At 55.3% G+C, this 19,081-nt stretch carries 18 protein-coding genes; 10 read left to right on the forward strand and 8 right to left on the reverse strand.

The genetic code is table 11. The features are described from left to right. Positions 1-89: 89 nt before the first annotated feature. From ACN28R_RS00980 to fadK, 3 genes are all read left to right on the forward strand, one after another. The gene (locus tag ACN28R_RS00980) at positions 90-1,379 is read left to right on the forward strand and encodes an FAD-dependent oxidoreductase (RefSeq protein ID WP_048637720.1); all 1,290 of its coding nucleotides are present in this window, start codon (positions 90-92) and stop codon (positions 1,377-1,379) included. Next, the gene (locus ACN28R_RS00985) at positions 1,376-1,669 is read left to right on the forward strand and encodes a ferredoxin family protein (RefSeq protein ID WP_048637721.1); all 294 of its coding nucleotides are present in this window, start codon (positions 1,376-1,378) and stop codon (positions 1,667-1,669) included. Before ACN28R_RS00980 ends, ACN28R_RS00985 begins: the two co-directional genes overlap by 4 nt. Before the next feature lie 193 nt (positions 1,670-1,862). Further along, complete coding sequence (fadK, locus tag ACN28R_RS00990) at positions 1,863-3,542, forward strand: medium-chain fatty-acid--CoA ligase (protein ID WP_095833325.1); 1,680 nt, start codon at positions 1,863-1,865, stop codon at positions 3,540-3,542. A gap of 13 nt (positions 3,543-3,555) precedes the next feature. Here fadK and ACN28R_RS00995 read toward each other — a convergent pair whose 3' ends face one another. Beyond that, entirely contained in the window at positions 3,556-4,323 is a 768-nt protein-coding gene (locus ACN28R_RS00995; RefSeq protein WP_048637723.1) for an amidohydrolase, read from the reverse strand. Then, positions 4,311-5,468, reverse strand: coding sequence for a pyridoxal phosphate-dependent aminotransferase (locus ACN28R_RS01000; protein ID WP_048637724.1), 1,158 nt, complete (start codon positions 5,466-5,468; stop codon positions 4,311-4,313). The genes ACN28R_RS00995 and ACN28R_RS01000 overlap by 13 nt, the downstream gene beginning before the upstream one ends. Positions 5,469-5,679: 211 nt before the next feature. Between ACN28R_RS01000 and ACN28R_RS01005 the strand changes: the two genes are divergently transcribed. From ACN28R_RS01005 to ACN28R_RS01015, 3 genes are read left to right on the forward strand one after another with little or no spacing between them, the layout of a single operon-like run. After that, on the forward strand, positions 5,680-6,294 hold the full coding sequence (locus ACN28R_RS01005) for a methylthioribulose 1-phosphate dehydratase (RefSeq protein ID WP_048637725.1): 615 nt from the start codon (positions 5,680-5,682) through the stop codon (positions 6,292-6,294). Next, the gene (gene mtnC / locus ACN28R_RS01010; protein ID WP_048637726.1) at positions 6,291-6,995 is read left to right on the forward strand and encodes an acireductone synthase; all 705 of its coding nucleotides are present in this window, start codon (positions 6,291-6,293) and stop codon (positions 6,993-6,995) included. Before ACN28R_RS01005 ends, mtnC begins: the two co-directional genes overlap by 4 nt. After that, positions 6,992-7,537 carry a 1,2-dihydroxy-3-keto-5-methylthiopentene dioxygenase gene (locus tag ACN28R_RS01015; protein WP_048637727.1) on the forward strand — a complete coding sequence of 182 codons (546 nt, stop codon included), beginning with the start codon at positions 6,992-6,994 and terminating at the stop codon, positions 7,535-7,537. Before mtnC ends, ACN28R_RS01015 begins: the two co-directional genes overlap by 4 nt. A gap of 205 nt (positions 7,538-7,742) precedes the next feature. Here the strand turns inward: ACN28R_RS01015 and mtnA are convergent, their stop codons facing one another. Then, positions 7,743-8,783 carry an S-methyl-5-thioribose-1-phosphate isomerase gene (gene mtnA / locus ACN28R_RS01020; protein WP_048637728.1) on the reverse strand — a complete coding sequence of 347 codons (1,041 nt, stop codon included), beginning with the start codon at positions 8,781-8,783 and terminating at the stop codon, positions 7,743-7,745. A 136-nt stretch (positions 8,784-8,919) separates the two neighbouring features. Between mtnA and mtnK the strand changes: the two genes are divergently transcribed. Beyond that, positions 8,920-10,122 carry an S-methyl-5-thioribose kinase gene (gene mtnK, locus ACN28R_RS01025; RefSeq protein WP_048637729.1) on the forward strand — a complete coding sequence of 401 codons (1,203 nt, stop codon included), beginning with the start codon at positions 8,920-8,922 and terminating at the stop codon, positions 10,120-10,122. A gap of 42 nt (positions 10,123-10,164) precedes the next feature. Here the strand turns inward: mtnK and yajD are convergent, their stop codons facing one another. Together yajD and ACN28R_RS01035 are read right to left on the reverse strand one after the other, a co-directional pair. Further along, a complete protein-coding gene (yajD, locus tag ACN28R_RS01030) occupies positions 10,165-10,515 on the reverse strand; it encodes an HNH nuclease YajD (RefSeq protein ID WP_048637730.1) in 351 nt (116 codons plus the stop codon). A gap of 204 nt (positions 10,516-10,719) precedes the next feature. Continuing rightward, positions 10,720-12,438: an ABC-F family ATP-binding cassette domain-containing protein gene (locus ACN28R_RS01035; protein ID WP_048637731.1), complete on the reverse strand. Its 1,719-nt coding sequence runs from the start codon at positions 12,436-12,438 to the stop codon at positions 10,720-10,722. A 489-nt stretch (positions 12,439-12,927) separates the two neighbouring features. Between ACN28R_RS01035 and lpcA the strand changes: the two genes are divergently transcribed. Next, positions 12,928-13,512 (forward strand): D-sedoheptulose 7-phosphate isomerase, encoded by a 585-nt coding sequence (gene lpcA, locus ACN28R_RS01040; RefSeq protein WP_048637732.1) that lies wholly within the window; start codon positions 12,928-12,930, stop codon positions 13,510-13,512. A gap of 34 nt (positions 13,513-13,546) precedes the next feature. Continuing rightward, positions 13,547-14,314, forward strand: coding sequence for a class II glutamine amidotransferase (locus ACN28R_RS01045; RefSeq protein ID WP_048637733.1), 768 nt, complete (start codon positions 13,547-13,549; stop codon positions 14,312-14,314). Here the strand turns inward: ACN28R_RS01045 and dpaA are convergent. Together dpaA and ACN28R_RS01055 are read right to left on the reverse strand one after the other, a co-directional pair. After that, positions 14,285-15,007, reverse strand: coding sequence for a peptidoglycan meso-diaminopimelic acid protein amidase (dpaA, locus tag ACN28R_RS01050; RefSeq protein ID WP_048637734.1), 723 nt, complete (start codon positions 15,005-15,007; stop codon positions 14,285-14,287). The two genes, ACN28R_RS01045 and dpaA, sit on opposite strands and share 30 nt — an antisense overlap. A 423-nt stretch (positions 15,008-15,430) precedes the next feature. Continuing rightward, positions 15,431-16,201: a class I SAM-dependent methyltransferase gene (locus ACN28R_RS01055; RefSeq protein ID WP_095833326.1), complete on the reverse strand. Its 771-nt coding sequence runs from the start codon at positions 16,199-16,201 to the stop codon at positions 15,431-15,433. A gap of 138 nt (positions 16,202-16,339) precedes the next feature. Between ACN28R_RS01055 and dinB the strand changes: the two genes are divergently transcribed. Next, complete coding sequence (gene dinB, locus ACN28R_RS01060; protein WP_095833327.1) at positions 16,340-17,398, forward strand: DNA polymerase IV; 1,059 nt, start codon at positions 16,340-16,342, stop codon at positions 17,396-17,398. Positions 17,399-17,426: 28 nt separating this feature from the next. On the opposite strand, the gene pepD is transcribed toward dinB, so the two are convergent. Next, positions 17,427-18,887, reverse strand: a complete 1,461-nt coding sequence (pepD, locus tag ACN28R_RS01065; RefSeq protein WP_048637737.1) for a beta-Ala-His dipeptidase — start codon at positions 18,885-18,887, stop codon at positions 17,427-17,429. Between the last annotated feature and the right edge of the window lie 194 nt (positions 18,888-19,081).

A 19,081-nucleotide genomic window follows, 5' to 3' on the forward strand; every position in this document is an offset into this window, starting at 1 on the left:
GCCCCATAGATTTCGCGGTGCAGGAAGCCAACGCACCTGCAACTTGAAAGATGAAGGGGATAGGCGTGGCGGGATAGGGAGCCGAGATAATGTCGGAAGAAAAATTCGATGCCATCGTGGTTGGCGCAGGCTGTGCGGGCTGCGTCGCCGGTTATGTCATGGCAAAAGCCGGGCTGGATGTGCTGGTCATCGAGCGCGGCAATGCCGCCGGCAGCAAAAACATGACCGGGGGGCGCCTTTACGCGCACAGTCTGGAAAAAATCATGCCCGGCTTTGCGCAGGAAGCGCCGGTTGAGCGGAAGGTCACCCGGGAAAAGATCTCATTTCTTACAGACGAAAGCGCCGTCACCCTGGATTTCCACAGCGAACAACCGGATATCGCATCGAAAGCCTCTTACACCGTGCTGCGCAACCTGTTCGATCCCTGGTTGATGGAAAAAGCGGAACAGGCCGGGGTGCAATTTATTCCTGGCGTCCGGGTCGATTCTCTGCTCAGGGAAGGCCATCGGGTAACCGGGGTGCAAGCCGGCGAGGATTCGCTGGAAGCCAATATCGTCATTCTGGCCGACGGCGTTAACTCGCTTCTTGGCCGCGCTATCGGAATGGTGCCGGCATCCTCGCCTCATCACTATGCCGTGGGCGTCAAAGAAGTGATATCCCTGTCGTCATCCCAAATTGAAGACCGTTTTAATCTCTCTGCTGGCGAAGGCGCGGCCTGGCTGTTTGCCGGTTCGCCGTCAAACGGCCTGATGGGGGGCGGATTCCTTTACACCAATCGGGATTCCCTCTCGCTTGGGCTGGTCTGCGGCCTGGGCGACATGGGGCACGCCACCAAAAGCGTGCCGCAGATGCTGGAAGATTTTAAACAGCATCCCGCCGTTCGTCCGCTAATTCAGGGCGGCACGCTGTTGGAATATTCCGCGCATATGGTGCCGGAGGGCGGACTGGCGATGGTGCCGCCGCTGATGGACGACGGCGTGATGATTGTCGGGGACGCGGCAGGGTTGTGCCTGAATCTGGGCTACACCGTCCGCGGGATGGATTTGGCCATAGCCTCGGCGGAAGCGGCGGCGTTGACCGCCATTGAAGCGAAGAACAGCCAGGACTTTTCCGCCGGCGGGCTGGCGGCTTACAAGAAAAAACTGGAACAAAGCTTTGTGCTGCGCGATATGCACCTCTATCGCAAGCTGCCGGCGCTGATGGAGAATCCACGCTTGTTTAGCCAATATCCCCGGATGGTCGCCGACATCATGACCGATATGTTCATTATTGACGGTACCCCCAGTAAACCTGTGCGTTCAAAAATACTGACCCGGTCCAAACAGGTCGGGCTGATGAATCTGCTGAAGGATGGCATCAAAGGGGCGACGGCGTTATGAGCAGCGAAAATACGGTAAACGTGGACGTAAAACTGGGCGTCAATAAATTCAGGGTGGATGAAAGCAATCCGCATATTATCCTGGTCGAGAACCCCGATATGGAACAGTTCCGCAAACTGATTAACGCCTGTCCCGCCGGCCTCTATAAGCAGGACGCCGAAGGCAATATCCATTTTGACTATGCGGGATGTTTGGAGTGCGGAACGTGCCGGGTACTCTGCGGCGATACCATTCTGCAAAAATGGGAGTACCCCCAAGGCACCTTTGGTGTTGAGTTTCGTTTCGGCTAATCCCCCTTTCATCGGGGAAGGCGTACTGGCCGGCTACGCCCCCTTCCTATGCAGGCGCCAGGGCTGGCTTATCCGCTGAATACGGTTTCGGTGCGATAGGCCACCCCTTTTTATGTACGTAGCGACCCGACATGTCGGCTATTGACTGATAAAACGGCGCCGCGCGGCAGCCGTTATAACTGAGATAAGAAGAATGACTGTCACAATAAAATTCAATGCCGCACGCAGGGAAGCGTACCGACAACAAGGCTACTGGGGAGACGCATCACTCGGCGATTATTGGCATCATGCGGTTAAGACCGTACCGGAAAAGATCGCCGTCATCGACAATCAGGGAACATCATATACCTACGCCGAACTGGATCGGGCGGCGGGAAGCCTGGCCGCTTATCTGCTGGACTGCGGTATCCTGCCGGGCGACAGCGTTGCTTTTCAGCTTCCCGGCTGGTGCGAATTCACGCTGATCTATCTGGCGTGTTTGAAAACGGGCGCCGTTTCAGTTCCACTGCTGCCCGCTTACCGCGAGACGGAACTCAACTGGATCCTCAATAAAAGCCAGGCCCGCGTCTTGTTCGTCCCCACAAAATTCAAAAACACCAATCCGCTGGAGAGAGTCGCCCCGTTACGTTCCCAACTCCCGTATCTACAGCAGGTGGTGGCGGTTGATAAGCTCGCGCCCGCTACGTCATCCCCGGCGCTCAGCCAGTTGCTGCAAGACTATTTGCCGCTGGAAAATCCCGTTAAGGTGCATGGCGATGAACTGGCCGTCGTGCTGTTTACCTCCGGTACGGAAGGCGTCCCCAAGGGCGTCATGCTGACGCATAACAATGTGCTTGCAAGCGAACGCGCCTATTGCGCCACGCTGAATCTGAACTGGCTGGATACGATATTGATGCCCGCGCCGCTGGCCCATGCCACCGGTTTTCTGCACGGCGTCACCGCCCCTTTCCTCATCGGGGCTCGCAGCGTGCTGCTGGATATTTTTAATCCGGTGGACTGCCTCACCCTGTTGGCGCGGGAAAGATGCACCTGTGTGATGGGCGCGACGCCTTTTGTCTACGATCTGCTGTGTACCGTGCAACAGCAGCATTACGACCTGTCTTCACTGCGTTTTTTCCTGTGCGGCGGCACCACCATTCCTAAAAAAATCACCCGCGACTGTTTACAGGTCGGCATAAAATTGCTGAGCGTCTACGGTGCGACGGAAAGTTCGCCCCATGCCGTCGTAAAACTCGACGATCCTATCTCCCGCGTGATCAATACTGACGGCATAGCCGCCCCTGGCGTTGAAATAAAAGTCGTCGACAAGGAGCGTAAGGTGGTGCCGCCCAATCAAGAAGGCGAAGAGGCATCCCGCGGCCCCAATGTTTTCATGGGCTATCTGGATGAACCCGAACTGACCGCGCGGGCATTGGATGATGATGGCTGGTACTACAGCGGCGATCTCTGCCGGATGGATGAAGACGGTTACATCAAAATCACCGGGCGCAAAAAAGATATCATTGTCCGTGGCGGCGAGAATATCAGCAGTCGGGAGGTGGAAGAGATTCTGTTACAGCACCCGCGCGTGCGCGACGCCGGCGTCGTCGCCATGCCGGATGAGCGTTTGGGGGAACGGTCTTGTGCCTATATCGTGCTGAAAACGCCTTACCAGACGCTGACGCTGGAAGAAGTGATCGCCTTTTTCAGCCGCAAGCGGGTTGCCAAATACAAATACCCGGAACATGTGGTTATTGTCGACAGTCTGCCGCGTACGGCTTCCGGGAAAATCAAAAAGTATCTGTTACGACAGGACATTATCCAGCGGCTGGCGATTCCCGCCGACGAGGATGACGCCAGTCACAAGGCGCCGACATCGCGCTCTTCTTCCTGAAACGCCCCTCTTTTCACAACGTAAAACGATCGGCGTCACGCCAGGCGGGGAAGGCTTCGCGGTAGCTTTGCAATACTTCCAGCGACAGCTCGGCATCCAGCCGGGCCGGCTGGTTTGGCGGCGCTGACGCCAGCGTTTCTCCTAACGCGTTAATGACCATGCTGTCGCCCTGATAGCTGTGACCGTTGCCGTCGCTGCCTACGCGATTACAGCCAGCGACATACGCCTGATTTTCAATCGCCCGGGCGGCCAGCAGCGTCTTCCAGTGCGCCGCGCGCGGCGCCGGCCAGTTGGCCACATACAGCAACAGATCGTAATCCCGATGATTGCGCGACCACGCCGGAAAGCGCAGGTCGTAACAGATCAGCGGGCAGATCCGCCAGCCGCGCCACTCGATAACGGTGCGTTCGCTGCCAGCCTGATAATATTGATGCTCATCCGCCATACGGAACAAATGACGTTTATCATAGTGATAAACGCCGCCCTGCGGATCGACCAGCAGAAAACGATTGACCGCGCCTTTTGGCGTTCGCAGCGCAACGCTGCCGCCGACCAGCGCATTATTGCGCTGCGCCCACTGATGGAGCCACTTTACAATCACCGGCCGCTCAATTCCCTTTTGCGCCGCTTCCATAGAGAAACCGCTGGTAAACATCTCAGGCAGAACGATCACATCGCGCCCGGTGACGTCGGTCAGCAGCGTATCAAAATGGTTCAGGTTGGCCGTGGCATCCAGCCAGGTCAGCGGCGCTTGCAGCAGGGTGATTTTCAAAGTCGACATAGGCGCTCCGCGGCGGCATCCAGAGTAGACTCCTGTTTGGCAAAGCATAGACGAATCAGCGTATGCGGGAAGGGATCGGCGCAAAATACCGACAGCGGAATCGCCGCCACGCCGACATGCTCGGTTAGCCAACGGCAGAAGCTGACATCATCCCGATCGGAAATCGCGCGGTAATCCGCCAGCAGGAAATAGGTGCCTTCACAGGGCAGTATTTTAAAGCGGCTGGCGGCCAGCGCGTTCACAAAACGATCGCGGCGGGCGCGATAAAAATCGGGCAGGGCGCGCCAGTGTTCGGGCTGCTCCCGCAGCATATCCGCAATCGCCAACTGCGCGGGAGTATTGACCGCAAACGTCAGATATTGATGAATTTTACGCACTTCGGCGCTGATCGCGGCCGGCGCTACGCAATAGCCCACTTTCCAGCCGGTCATATGAAAGGTTTTGCCGAATGAAGAGACGGCGATGGCGCGCTGACGCAGCGACGGATGCGCCAGTACGCTGGCGTGCCCCTCTGGGGCAAAGCAAATATGCTCGTACACTTCATCACTCAGCACATAGATTTCGTGGGCGGCAATGGCCTGCCAGAGCTGCTGGAAATCGTCTTTCCGCCATACGGTGGCGGAGGGGTTGTGCGGCGTGTTCAGGATCACCAGGCGGGTACGCTCGCTCAGCAGGCTGGAGAATTCCGCCCAGTCGACGCGAAAAGCGGGGGGCTGCAGCGCAACGCGTTTTAGCTCGCCGCCCGCCAGCGCCACCGCGGGCGCATAGCTGTCGTAGCTGGGATCGAAACAGATAACCTCATCGCCGGGGCGTACCAGTGCGGCAATGGCGGCAAACAGCGCCTCTGTTGCGCCTGCCGTTACGGTGATTTCCGTATCGACGTCCGGCCGCCAGCCATAAAGCTCGGCGGTTTTTTCCGCAATCACCGCACGCAACGGCGCAACGCCGGTCATTGGCGCATACTGATTATTCCCCTGGCTGACATGGTAAGCCAGACGCTGCTTCAAATAGTCTGGGCCGTCAAAATCAGGAAAACCCTGTGAGAGATTGATGGCTTTATGCTGCTGAGCCAGTGCGCTCATCTGCGTAAAAATGGTGGTGCCAAGTGAAGGCAGTTTACTGTCGGGAATAAGTGCGGCGCTCATGACTGATAAGGACTCCTGCAGGCCTGTGTTGCTAGCCAATATAACACGATGTTAGTATTTGGCAATCAAGACGCTTGGACGTTTAAACGGCTAAATGCTTTTAAATGCTAAGTCATAACTAAAAGTACTATACCGCCTGTATTTTAAACTGCGGCTCACCTGCGCAGTCTGAAAAAGGACGGTAAATAAGTACCATAAAATGGGAAGTAAAATGACGGAAAACCTGCAAATTACGTCGCTGCTCGCCGCCTGCCATTGGATAGGGCAAAAGGGCTGGTGTCCGGCGACCGGCGGCAATATGTCTGTGCGCCTTGATGAACATCAGTGTCTGATCACCGAATCAGGCAAGGATAAAGGCAGCTTACAGGCTGATGATTTTCTGCTGGTGGATATCGCCACCAATCATGCGCCCGGCGGGCGCACGCCGTCGGCGGAAACCGGGCTGCATACGCTGCTGTACCGCACCTATCCGCGGATTGGCGCCGTGCTGCATACCCATTCGGTCAACGCGACCGTGCTCTCCAGAGTGGAATCCGCTTCGGAACTGGCGCTGCAAGGCTATGAAATGCAGAAGTCGCTGGCGGGGCAGAAAAGCCATTTGGATCGCGTCGCCATCCCGATTTTCGATAACGATCAGGACATTGCGGCGCTGGCCCGCAAAGTGGCCGCGCAAGCCGAACGCGAACCGTTGCGTTATGGCTTTCTGGTGCGCGGTCACGGCCTTTACTGCTGGGGAGAGAGCGTTGCAGAGGCGCGCCGTCACCTTGAAGGGCTGGAGTTCCTGTTCCAGTGCGAACTGCAACGCCGCCAGCTGGAGGCCAGATGAGTAACGTGAATGGAATTAAAGCCATCGTGACGGATATTGAAGGCACCACCAGCGATATTCGTTTCGTGCATAACGTACTGTTTCCCTATGCGCGCGCCCGTCTGGCGGAGGCGGTGCGACAGCAGCGGAACAATCAGGAGATCGCCCAGGCTCTGGCGCTGTTACGTCAGGAACTGGCTACGCCCGATGCGGATGAAGAGGCATTAATTGCGGCGTTACATCGGTTTATGGATGAAGATCGCAAATCCACCGCGCTTAAGTTATTGCAAGGCATCATCTGGCGTAGCGGCTATCTTAACGGCGATTTTCGCGGCCATGTTTATCCGGACGTAGCGGCCCAACTGGCCGAGTGGCGGCGGCAGGGCGTTCGGCTGTATGTTTACTCGTCCGGTTCGGTTGACGCGCAGCGGCTATTGTTCGGCTACAGCGAGGCCGGCGACCTGCGTCCGCTGTTCAGCGATTATTTTGATACCCGCGTCGGCGCGAAACGCGAGGCGACGTCTTACCGCGCCATCGCACAATCCATCGGCCTGCCTGCCGGGCAGTTACTGTTTCTGTCGGATATTCATCAGGAACTGGACGCCGCGCAGCAGGCCGGATGGCATACCTGTCAGCTAATCCGTAGCGACGCTGATGACTTGAGCCGTCACCGTCAGGTGACTCGTTTTGACCAGATCGATTTACAGGAGTCTTTCCCATGAGTGCACTGACCATCTTTAGTGATAGCGATGCCAGCCAACCGATTTGGCAAAGTCAGGATGCGCAAGCTATCCGCCAACAGTTGGCCGATATCGGCGTGCGTTTTGAGCGTTGGCAGGCCAACCAGGCGTTAAGCGCCAACCCGAATGCCGAAGAGGTGCTGGCCGCCTATCAGCATGAAATAGATCGTCTGGTGGCGGAAAAAGGTTACCAAAGCTGGGATGTGATCAGTATTCGGGCGGACAATCCGCAGCGTGCCGAGCTGCGCACCAAATTTCTGGCCGAGCATACCCATAACGAAGATGAAGTGCGCTTCTTCGTTGAGGGCGCCGGGCTGTTTTGTCTGCATCTGCAAGGCAAAATTTTCCAGATCCTGTGTGAGAAAAACGATCTGCTGTCCGTTCCGGCGGGCACCGCCCACTGGTTTGATATGGGGCCGGAACCGCACTTCACCGCCATCCGCCTGTTCGATAACCCGGAAGGCTGGATCGCGCATTTCACCGGCGACAAAATCGCGGATGCGTATCCGAAGCTGGCGGGCTGACTTCAAGCCGGGTTTTCACATTCCTCTTGCGCCAGTTTGACTGGCGCTTTTTTTTTACCTCCTTAGCGAAGGAGGTGAATGGGTGACTCAACGCGGGTTTCCGCCGACGCCATTTTTTCCCAATAGGGTATCCGACGACTCAATGCAAAAAGCTGAACGGCATAAATGTTGGGAACGCCAATCCGTCGATTGACGTTGAGATCAATCAGGCTTCCTTTTCAGCTAGCGCTGAGTGAAATATCCCTTCTTTCACCGCCTGCGGCGTCACAATGCCGTTATCCAGCACCCAGCCGCTGATTAATGCCGCCGGCGTAACGTCAAAGGCCGGGTTATAAACCGGCGCATTCTCGGGCGCCCACCGGCAGTGGCCGAAACGGCCTGAAACGCCGGTGACTTCTGCGGCGGCGCGTTGTTCTATGGGAATGGCGTTGCCGTCCGGGCATGAGGGGTCGTGCGTGGTATGCGGCGCGGCCACGTAAAAGGGAATCTGGTGATAGCGCGCCAATACGGCCAGGCTGTAAGTGCCTATTTTATTGGCGACATCGCCGTTGGCGGCGATACGGTCCGCTCCCACCCACACCGCGTCCACCTTGCCCTGAGCCATCAGGCTGGCGGCCATCGAGTCGCAAATCAGCTGATAAGGAATCCCCAATTCGCCCAGTTCCCAGGCGGTGAGGCGCCCGCCCTGTAGCAGCGGCCGGGTTTCATCAACCCAAACCTGGGTAATTTTCCCCTGTTGATGCGCGCGCAGCAGTACGCCGATGGCGGTGCCGATGCCGGCGGTAGCCAGCCCGCCGGTGTTGCAGTGCGTCAGCAGACGGCTGCCGGGGAGAACCAGCGTCGCGCCGTAATCGGCGATCTTCTCACACAACTTACGATCTTCCTCGACCAGCCGCAGCGCTTCCTGCGCCATCGCATCAACAAATTGCGACTGCGCCAGCGCCAGCTTCATCCGGTCCAGGTTATTCATCAAATTAACCGCGGTGGGGCGGGCCGCGCGCAGCGTTTCCAGCGTCTCGGCCAGTTGTTGTCGGCTAACGCCTTGCTCCGCCAGCAAAGCGAGCAGCAGGCTGGCCGATAAGCCGATCAGAGGGGCTCCGCGTACTCGTAACGCCTGAATATGCTCGACCAGCGTCGCCGCGTCCGGGCAGGGGCGCCAGCGTTTTTCCTGCGGCAGCGCCTGCTGATCGAGGATCCAGAGCTGGCCGTCAACGATTTTCAGACTGGTGGTGTTAATGTTTTGCATTAGTGGTTAAATCCATGTTGCGTCGATTTTTATATTCTGCCAATATGCATCACGGATGTATAGACGTCCAAACGCTTTTATGTCCAAAAGTTGTCTTTCTCAAAAATGGTGAATGTAAAACAACAAGGGGTTGGCAATGCCGCTTTACCGCACCTTTACGGCAGATGATGCCGTGCAATATGCCCGCCAGTATGGCGGAGTGAGCGATCCGCAAACGCTGGTCGCCGCAGAAGAAATTGGCGACGGTAATCTGAATCTGGTATTTAAAATCCGCGATGTACACGGAGTAAGCCGGGTGATTGTCAAACAGGCTTTACCTTATGTGCGTTGCGTCGGCGAATCCTGGCCGCTGACGCTGGATCGCGCGCGTATCGAAGCGGAAACGCTGTTGGCGCACGCGCAGTTTTGCCCTCAACATACGGTTACCGTCTTGCACCATGATGCGGAACTGGCGGTGATGGTGCAGGAAGATCTTTCCGACCATCGTATCTGGCGCAGTGAGTTGATTCAGGGGATATTCTACCCTCAGGCCGCTGAACAGTTGGGCGAATACCTGGCGCAAACGCTGTTCCATACGTCGGATTTTTATCAGTCTCCGCACGCTAAAAAAGCGGCGGTGAGCCGGTTTACCAACCCTGAACTGTGTCAGATCACGGAAGATTTGTTCTTTACCGACCCCTATATCGATCACGAAAGAAACCGGTTTGACGCCGTCCTGTCGGCGGATGTGCAGGCGCTGCGCGACGATCGGGCATTGAAGTTGGCGGTGGCGGAATTAAAGCACCGCTTTTTGAGCAGGGCGGAAGCGCTGCTGCACGGCGATATCCACAGTGGTTCGATCTTTGTGGCGCAAGGACGTTTAAAGGCCATTGATGCCGAGTTCGGTTTCTATGGGCCGATAGGATTCGACGTAGGCACGGCGTTGGGTAATCTGTTGCTTAACTACTGCGGCTTGCCGGGGCTGCTGGCGCCGCGCGCCGCGGCGGCGGGCAGAGAGCAACGTCTTGGCGATATTCGCACGCTATGGAATACCTTCGCCGGGCGTTTCCTGTCGCTGAGCCGGCATCATGGCCGTGAGCCCTCTTTGGCTGAATCAGGCTATGCCGAGCGTTTTTTGCAGCAGGTGTGGCAGGATTCCGTCGGCTATTGCGGTACGGAACTGATTCGCCGCACGATTGGGCTGGCGCACGTTGCCGATCTTGACGACATCCAGGATGACGAGGCGCGGGCCGCGTGTCAGCGTCATGCGCTGCATCTTGGCCGGACGTTGATTATTGCCGCGCCGCATATCGACAATGTGGATGAACTGCTGGCTCGCGTGCGTCAAAGCGGGGCATAAGCCCGCCTTGCTCTGTCGGGGCGATCTGTCGCCCCGTTTCGCTTACTTTTTCCCTTTCTCCATCAACGCCTTCAGATCGGCAAAGGGATTATGTGTCGCTACGCCGACATCTTTCTGGGCATCTTCGCCCGCCACCACGGTCGAGCCGTAAGTATCCGCATCGGTGTATTTTGAATGCTCATGATCGTGACAGTACAGGCACAGCATTTCCCAGTTGCTGCCATCTTCCGGGTTATTGCTGTGGTCGTGATCGATATGGTGAACGGTGAGTTCACGCAGGTTGGAATAGACGAACTCGCGTGAGCAGCGCCCGCATACCCACGGGAAGAGTTTCAACGCTTTTTCACGATAGCCGCTTTCGAGCTTCGCGTAGTTCTTGGGGATATATGCCATGTGCGGATTGCCAATATAAAGGAAATAATAGTTATTCTAGCGCAAGCTATGGGGGCATCAAATAGCTATACCCGTCATACTTCAGCTTGCCGGTGAGTTGGCTTTCTTTCTGGCTCATCGTATTGGAAACATCAATGGCAACACGGATTTTAACAACCGCCCGTTTTTGATTGAAGCAGCCCCTGACTCGCAGGGGCTGCCTGGTTATTCCCGTTCCAGACGGGCGTTAATCGCGTCAATCTCCTGTCGCCACTGGGCCTGAAGTCGCGGCTTCTGGTGTTTTGGCTTACGCGCCAGATCGCCCGCCAATTGGGTTTCCAGCGCGATCAGTTGTTCCAGCAGGGTGTCGCTGTCCATCTCTGGCTTAGCCGCCGTTGTGGACGATGCGGCGCCGGGCACGTCAACAGCGTTATCACACAAACGTGCGAAAACCGCCTCAACATCGTGCCACTCGCTCAGTTCGCCATTTTCAACCAGCCAGAAGCGATTACAACTTTGGCTGATTAAATCGCGATCGTGGCTCACCAGCAGTATTCCCCCTTCAAATTGCGCCAGCGTTTGCGTCAACGCCTCTTTGCCGTCCATGTCCAGATGGTTGGTTGGCTCATCAAGCATCACCAACCCATAACGCGCCAGCGACATGCCGACGAACAGTAAGCGCGAACGCTCGCCGCCGCTCAGCGTACTGACTTTTTGCCCATGACGAACCCAGGCAAAACCGGCGCTAATCAACGCTTTTTGGCGCACGCTCGGCGTCGGCGCAAAGGACTCAAGGGCATCGAACAGCGTATCGTCATCGTTAAGCTGATGCAGCGTTTGGTCGTAATATCCGATCGTCACGCGCGGATGGAGCGTCAAACCATCAGACAAACACGATTGTTGGCTATGTTGCCAGATAAGGCGCAACAACGACGATTTCCCACAGCCGTTGCGTCCCATAATGGCCACGCGATCGCCGCTTTTCAGTCGTGCCAATGGCAGGGTAAAGAGCTGCGGCAGGCCAACAGCGGGGGGAACCGGCAACTGCGTCATTTCCAGCAGGCGATCGGCCCGCAGCGCGTCGCCCTGTAATGACAGCACCCACTGGCTGCCCGCGGTCACTGCGGTTTGGCTCTCTTTTAGCCGCTCGACCTGTTTTTCCATCTGCTTTGCCTTACGCGAGAGATCTTCGTTGTCGTAAACCTGACCCCACGTCGCCAGCCGTTTGGCGCTGGCGGTAATGCGGTCGATCTCTTTTTGTTCGGCTTTTTGCCGGAGAGCGTCAGTCTCATCCCTATCGGCTAGCGCCTGACGCGCGGCGGAACAGGGCAGCGCGAAGCTGTGCAGCGTCCGATCTCGCAGAACCCAGGTGGTGTTCGTCACGGCATCCAGCAAGCGACAATCGTGAGAAACCAGTACGAAACTGCCGGGCCAGTGGCGTAAAAAATCCTCCAGCCACAGCAGTGTCGGTAAGTCCAGATGGTTGCTCGGCTCATCAAGCAGCAGCAGGTCGGGGCGGCGAATTAGCGCCCGCGCCAGCAATAAGCGCGTATGTTGCCCGCCGCTTAATGTGCCGGCGCACAACGACTGGTCGTTATCATCAAACCCCATTGATGCCAGAAGCGCCTGCGCCTGCCAGCGCTGGCTTTCCCGATCCGCCGCCGGCAGCCGAGTCAGCACCGCCTCCAGCATGGTGAGCGGGAACAGATCTTCCGGTAAATGCTGTTCAACACGCGCCAGCAGGCAGCGTCGGGCAATAGAATACTGACCGGATGTCGGCGGCAATGACCCGTCGAGGACTTTTAGCAGCGTGCTTTTACCGCAGCCGTTGTAACCAATCAGGCCGATGCGGTCGCCTTTTTTGACGGTAAAAGAGATATCGCGAAACAGCGAACCGAACGCCGTATCGACATGGAGAGATTGTGCAGTTAGTAATGTGCTCATTGCTTACTCAAGAGTTACAGGCATGCATATGCCTCGTCAAACATCGCTGACGATAACTCGGTAAGCCCGAGAGAAGGGATTCAGTAGTGGACTTCGCTCAAGCCAAAGTTATCGCAGCACGAAACCGATAACGCTTGAGTGGCGACGATCGCCAAAGTGATGTGAAGTGTAAAACAGTTCACAGCGCAGCATAGTTATCCTCCTTTTTATTTTCCAGTATGTGATTCGGTGAATGAATTGTAGCGGGAGTTGAATGCCTTGGCTATGGCGAGTAGGCATCGGGGCGTTGCCGTTTATCCGCCTATTTTTATTAATTCGTTTACAGCATAATTACAACTCAACCCATAATTCGGGGCGGCTACCCGGCTTTTTCTGATTGTTATCAGCGATCCTGACGATCGTGACATTGTGCGCTTCTCGCTGTTTCGGCGATCCGCTACACTGCATAACAGAATATGATGATGTCACCGGACAAATTGAGAGGATTCCATGTATCAGGACTTAATCCGTAGTGAGCTGAACGAAGCGGCGGAAACGCTGAATGCGTTTTTGAGTGATGATGCGAATATTCAGTCTATTCAAAATGCTGCGGTATTACTGGCCGACGCATTTAAATCAGGCGGGAAAGTCATTTCCTGCGGTAATGGCGGTTCGCACTGCGATGCGATGCATTTTGCCGAAGAGCTGACCGGCCGCTATCGGGAAAATCGTCCGGGCTACCCGGCGATCGCCATTTCCGACCCAAGCCATCTTTCCTGCGTCAGCAACGACTTTGGCTATGACTTTGTCTTTTCTCGCTATATTGAATCGCTGGGCCGTGAAGGCGATGTGCTGCTGGGGATATCAACCTCGGGTAATTCCGGCAATATCATTAAAGCGATTGCGGCGGCGAAAGCTAAAGGCATGAAGGTTATCACGCTGACGGGTAAAGACGGCGGCAAAATGGCCGGTACGGCGGATGTGGAAATTCGCGTGCCCCATTTTGGTTACGCTGACCGTATTCAGGAAATTCATATCAAGGCGATTCATATCCTGATCCAACTGATCGAAAAAGAAATGGTTGCTAACAGATAACGGAAAACACACAAGAGAGGTTAAGAGATTTACCATGTGTGAACTGCTTGGGATGAGCGCAAATGTACCGACTGATATCTGTTTCAGTTTTACCGGGTTGGTGCAGCGTGGCGGTCTGACAGGGCCGCACCGGGACGGTTGGGGAATTACGTTTTATGAAGGACATGGCTGCCGGACGTTCAAGGATCCCCTGCCAAGTTGTAGCTCGCCGATAGCCCGGTTGGTGCAGGACTATCCCATCAAATCTTGTGCTGTGGTATCGCATATTCGTCAGGCGAACCGGGGAGCCGTGTCGCTGGAAAATACCCATCCGTTTACTCGTGAACTCTGGGGCAGAAACTGGACGTTCGCCCATAACGGGCAATTAAAAGGGTATCGTTCGTTAAAAACCGGCACATTCCGGCCGGTTGGACAGACGGACAGCGAATATGCGTTCTGTTGGCTGCTATATCAACTGTCGCAACGCTATCCGCGCACGCCGGGAAACTGGCCCGCGGTGTTTCGGTATATTGCCCAACAGGCGGATTTCTTGCGGAAAAAAGGCGTGTTTAACATGCTGCTGTCCGACGGGCAATTTGTGATGGGGTACTGCTCCACCAATCTTTATTGGATCACCCGGCGCGCGCCGTTCGGTAAAGCGACGTTGTTGGATCAGGATGTGGAAATTGATTTTCAGCAACAGACGACGCCGAATGACGTCGTCACGGTGTTGGCGACGCAGCCGCTGACAGGAAACGAAACCTGGCACAAGATCATGCCAGGCGAATTCGTCTTATTTTGTTTCGGTGAACGCGTAATTTGAGACAGGCTTGCTGGTCATCAACGGCGCATTGACGACGTACTGTCCGTTGAAAACCGTGATGGCCGGTGGCTGGTAGTGTTGATTGAAATAAGCATAGCCCGGTTGCAACTGACGCCAGAAAGCGTAATAGCTGGAATTACGGTGGCGTTGCATGTTTTTTTCCGTCATGCGGAACGGATAAATGGCGAGCTCTATTTTCACCTGCCCGTTAAGCAGTGCCTGTTCGGCATAACGATAGATCTCGTCAATGTAATTATTGGTCATGGCATAGCAGCCCACGGAAACGCATTCTCCGTGGATCATCAGATAACGGCCGGAATAACCTTGTGATTTATCATATTCGTTGGGAAAACCAATATTGATCGCCCGATAATAACGGCTGTCTGGTTTGAGCTGGCGAAGATCAACCTGATAGAAACCCTCAGGGCTTTTCAAATCACCCTCAGCACGTTTTGGCCCAAGGCCGCCCGAATATTTACAAATTGGGTAATTCTCCAATAAGCGATATTCATTTCCTACTTTTGCGTAGAGTTCTAATACTCTCTCTTCTTTAAATATCTGAATATAGATCGGAGAGCCCAATAATTGCCGCTTTAAGTCTTTTGCTATCGGCGCGGGTTCGCTGGCAGCGCAGGTAACGGCAAGGGATGGCAAAAAAAACAACATCGCAAATGACAGCGCGATTTTTTGCATTGTGGATCCTGGTGAAATAAAAGCTGTGCTACATAAACAACGGGTACGACGTTGGTTGTCCCGTATTCCTTTGCCATTAGGCGAATATATATCCAATAGATTTCGCATTGCATCAAGACGGCGGCCGCGTTAATCCCCAGGAACTTACACCAGTCAGTGACCGGATGAATAAGGGAAGCCAACACAGATACAGTTTGAAAGATGAAGGATATAAAACGTTTTCACATTATCACTGCCTTAATTTTAATCAAGAGTGAAAACCGATAAAAAAGGTAAATTTATGGCGGAAGTCGCGCAAAGCGGTTTACCAGACTCCCTGGTAATAAAGAGGACAGCCTTTAAGGGATAACCGTTTTACGGAAATGCCGTTTTTTGCTGTCCATTGTTTATTCAGCTTTAGCGAGCCAAGTGTGCAATCCGCGATTACAATTTTGTCGCTTCGAACATCATAATATCCGTTACAAAAGAGCCGTCATCCCGCACTTCAAAATGCTGAGCGACTTCCCCGGCCAGCGTTTTTTGCAGTTCGCGGATCGCGACGGCGAAATGTTCGGGCGTTCGCATGCGCGCGATCCAACTGCTGAACTCCAGCCTCAGACGATCGCTGGTGACGTTACGCACGATAAATCCGGCATCGGTAAACATCGTCAGCCATTCGCCGGGCGAGTAATCGCGTACGTGAGAGGTATCACGCAGTTTCTCCACGGTCTGCAAGTAGACATCCAGCAACGGATGTCCCGGCGATACCACATCCATCATGATGACCTGACCGCCCGGTTTCAGAACCCTGCGGATTTCACGCAGCGCCTGTCCGACATCATGCCAGTGGTGGGCGGAGTAGCGGCTGATAACGATATCGGCGCTGGCATCGGCAAACGGCAGCGACTCGGCGACGCCTTGTTGGGTGCGGATGTTGGTCAGGCCTTTCTGTTCGGCGGCCTGGGCGACGACATCCAGCATTTGGGCGGAAAGATCATAGGCCACCACGTTCGCCACCGCCGGCGCCGCGACGAAACTGGCGTGCCCGGCGCCACATCCCAGATCGATAACGCTGGCATGGGGGAAGGATGCTAATAACGCAGACAGCCGCTCCAGATCCTTGCCCTGCGCATGCACCGAACTGGTTAGGTAGTTTTGTGCCTGTGAACCGAACTGGCGTTCGACGCTGCTGCTGTGACTCTGTTTACTTTCCATCATGCTTCTCTTATCTGGTGAGACTACGGCTTAAAATAATTATGGCGAGGTTAACGCGAAGACAACATCGGCAAGTCTCTCCAACTTGTGTATGCGAATCAAGATATGTATATTTGTACAGTGTCGTGAGGGGGAAGCATGCGCAAAATTATTCATGTCGATATGGACTGCTTTTATGCGGCGATTGAGATGCGTGATAATCCGCGGCTGCGTGATATCCCTTTGGCGATCGGCGGCAGCGCCGACCGCCGCGGCGTGATCAGTACCGCTAATTATCCGGCTCGGCGTTATGGCGTTCGTAGCGCGATGGCGACGGCAACCGCCTTGCGTTTGTGCCCGCAACTGACCTTACTCTCCGGGCGCATGGAAGTCTATAAAGCCGCTTCCCGCCAGATACGCGATATCTTCGCGCGTTATACTTCGCTGATTGAACCGCTTTCCCTTGATGAAGCCTATCTGGATGTTACCGATAGTCCTCACTGCAACGGTTCCGCAACGCTGATGGCGGAAGAGATCCGGCAGGTTATTTTCGATGAGCTTAACCTGACGGCATCGGCGGGAGTGGCTCCCGTCAAGTTTCTGGCCAAAGTCGCCTCCGAACTGAATAAACCGAATGGTCTGTACGTCATTACGCCGGCTAAGATGGAGGCGTTTTTACTGCAATTGCCGTTAGCGAAGATCCCCGGCGTCGGTAAAGTGACGGCGAAACGGTTGGAAGAGAAGGGCATGCTGACCTGCGCCGATGTGCGCAATCATGATCTGGCGGAGTTATTAAAGGGCTTCGGTAAGTTTGGCCGGGTTCTGTGGGAGCGTTGCCACGGCATTGATGAACGCGCCGTATCGCCGGACCGGTTACGCAAGTCGGTTGGCGTTGAGAAAACGCTGGCGCAGGATATTCATCACTGGCATGAGTGTGAAGGTTTAATCGAGCAGCTCTATCAGGAACTTGAAGTCCGTTTAAAACGGGTAAAGCCCGATCTGCACATCGCGCGCCAGGGGGTAAAACTGAAGTTTGATGACTTTCGTCAGACCACGCAGGAGCACGTATGGCCGGTGCTGAACAAACAGGATTTGCTTACGCTGGCGCAGCAAACCTGGGAAGAGCGGCGCGATAAGCGCGGCGTGAGGCTGGTGGGGTTACATGTCACGCTGCTCGATCCGCAAATTGAGCGCCAATTGGTGTTGAACTGGGAATAAGCGGCTTCGAAAAGCCGCTTGGTATTGGTCAGGCGCGTTCGGGGATAGCCTTCAGCAATGCGGTCAGCAACTGCCAGTATTGACCGACGCTGGCGATATGCACCTGTTCGTCCGGCGAGTGAGGCCCGGTGATGGTCGGCCCGATGGAAACCATATCCATATCGGGATACGGTTTTTTGAACAATCCGCATTCCAGGCCCGCGTGGATAACCATCACATTCGGCGTTTTGTTAAACAATTTCTGGTAGGTTTCCCGAACCAACTGCATCACCTGGGATGTGGCATCAGGTTGCCAGCCGGGATAGCCGCCTTTCGGAGTAGTCTGCGCACCGGCCAACTGGCCCAGGGACGTCAGTGTGCCGACTACGGCATCTTTACCGCTGTCGATCAGCGAGCGAATCAGGCAGTTAATTTCCGCGTGGTTTTCATCCATGGTCACCACGCCGATATTCAGCGACGTTTCCACGACGCCCTTCACCACGTCGCTCATGCGGATGACGCCGTTCGGCATGGCGTTCAGCAAGGCCAGCAGCCGCGTGCCGATGTCTTTGGTCAACGCCTGAGCATGGCTGTCCGATGCTTCTAGCTGCAGCGTCAGGTTTTTCTCCACCACCGCCAGTTCGTTTTTCAGCACCGACAGATATTCCTGACTTTGTGCCTTGAACTGTTCGACATTGGCCGCCGGCAATGCCAGCGTGGCAAACGCCTCTCGCGGGATGGCGTTGCGCAGCGTACCGCCATTCAGATCCAGAATACGAATATCCAGCTTATCCGCCTGTTCGAACAGGAAGCGCGCCAGCAATTTATTGGCGTTACCTAAACCGAGATGAATATCGCAGCCGGAGTGGCCGCCTTTCAGCCCCTTGAGGGTCAGTTTCAGCGTTTGATAACCGGCGGGCAACGCTTCGCGCACTAACGGCAGGCGGGTAATGAAGTCGATACCGCCCGCGCAGCCCATGTAAACTTCGCCTTCTTCTTCTGAGTCGGTATTAATCAGAATTTCACCCTGTAACCAGTTGGCTTGCAGACCGAACGCCCCGTCCATGCCCGATTCCTCGGTCATGGTCAGCAGCACTTCCAACGGACCATGCTTCACGCCGTTATCAGACAGCACCGCCAACGCGGAAGCCATGCCAATGCCGTTATCCGCGCCCAGCGTGGTGCCGCGCGCTTTTACCCACTCGCCGTCAATGTACGGTTGGATCGGATCTTTGGTGAAATCATGTTCGGTGTCGTTATTTTTCTGCGGCACCATATCCAGATGCGCCTGCAAAACGACCGGTTTACGATTTTCCATCCCCGGCGTCGCCGCTTTACGCAGCAGAATATTACCAACCCGATCGCGCTCGGCATGAATGCCTTTCTCTTTCGCCCATGCAAGGATATGTGCGGCAAGCGCTTCTTCATGATAAGACGGATGGGGAATGGAACAGATTTTGGCAAAAATGTCCCACAGAGGTTGTGGGGCAAGTTGAGACAGTTCAGACACTATTAAAGTCTCCTTGTTCAGCACATAGGCGCAACAGGTTGAAAGTTAATCACTATCAGCCATCTATACTCTACATCATTCGAGTCGCAAGGGAGCTTACGCCAGCAATGACTCGGCGAGCGACAAATCTGCCGATGGCGGCCCTACAAGGGCAAGGCCAGGGGATAAGCCGGGTAACCAAGCCAACACACATG

The organism is Brenneria goodwinii (genome assembly GCF_002291445.1).
GTDB lineage: Bacteria > Pseudomonadota > Gammaproteobacteria > Enterobacterales > Enterobacteriaceae > Brenneria > Brenneria goodwinii.

Excerpts from the sequence above, each read along its gene's own strand:
- lpcA (WP_048637732.1), top strand. The coding sequence starts at position 12,928 with ATGTATCAGGACTTAATCCGTAGTGAGCTGAACGAAGCGGCGGAAACG.
- ACN28R_RS01000 (WP_048637724.1), bottom strand. The coding sequence starts at position 5,468 with ATGAGCGCCGCACTTATTCCCGACAGTAAACTGCCTTCACTTGGCACC.
- ACN28R_RS01035 (WP_048637731.1), bottom strand. The coding sequence starts at position 12,438 with ATGAGCACATTACTAACTGCACAATCTCTCCATGTCGATACGGCGTTC.
- dinB (WP_095833327.1), top strand. The coding sequence starts at position 16,340 with ATGCGCAAAATTATTCATGTCGATATGGACTGCTTTTATGCGGCGATT.
- ACN28R_RS01055 (WP_095833326.1), bottom strand. The coding sequence starts at position 16,201 with ATGGAAAGTAAACAGAGTCACAGCAGCAGCGTCGAACGCCAGTTCGGT.
- ACN28R_RS00995 (WP_048637723.1), bottom strand. The coding sequence starts at position 4,323 with ATGTCGACTTTGAAAATCACCCTGCTGCAAGCGCCGCTGACCTGGCTG.
- ACN28R_RS01015 (WP_048637727.1), top strand. The coding sequence starts at position 6,992 with ATGAGTGCACTGACCATCTTTAGTGATAGCGATGCCAGCCAACCGATT.
- ACN28R_RS01005 (WP_048637725.1), top strand. The coding sequence starts at position 5,680 with ATGACGGAAAACCTGCAAATTACGTCGCTGCTCGCCGCCTGCCATTGG.
- ACN28R_RS00985 (WP_048637721.1), top strand. The coding sequence starts at position 1,376 with ATGAGCAGCGAAAATACGGTAAACGTGGACGTAAAACTGGGCGTCAAT.
- mtnK (WP_048637729.1), top strand. The coding sequence starts at position 8,920 with ATGCCGCTTTACCGCACCTTTACGGCAGATGATGCCGTGCAATATGCC.
- mtnC (WP_048637726.1), top strand. The coding sequence starts at position 6,291 with ATGAGTAACGTGAATGGAATTAAAGCCATCGTGACGGATATTGAAGGC.
- yajD (WP_048637730.1), bottom strand. The coding sequence starts at position 10,515 with ATGGCATATATCCCCAAGAACTACGCGAAGCTCGAAAGCGGCTATCGT.
- ACN28R_RS00980 (WP_048637720.1), top strand. The coding sequence starts at position 90 with ATGTCGGAAGAAAAATTCGATGCCATCGTGGTTGGCGCAGGCTGTGCG.
- fadK (WP_095833325.1), top strand. The coding sequence starts at position 1,863 with ATGACTGTCACAATAAAATTCAATGCCGCACGCAGGGAAGCGTACCGA.
- mtnA (WP_048637728.1), bottom strand. The coding sequence starts at position 8,783 with ATGCAAAACATTAACACCACCAGTCTGAAAATCGTTGACGGCCAGCTC.
- ACN28R_RS01045 (WP_048637733.1), top strand. The coding sequence starts at position 13,547 with ATGTGTGAACTGCTTGGGATGAGCGCAAATGTACCGACTGATATCTGT.
- dpaA (WP_048637734.1), bottom strand. The coding sequence starts at position 15,007 with ATGCAAAAAATCGCGCTGTCATTTGCGATGTTGTTTTTTTTGCCATCC.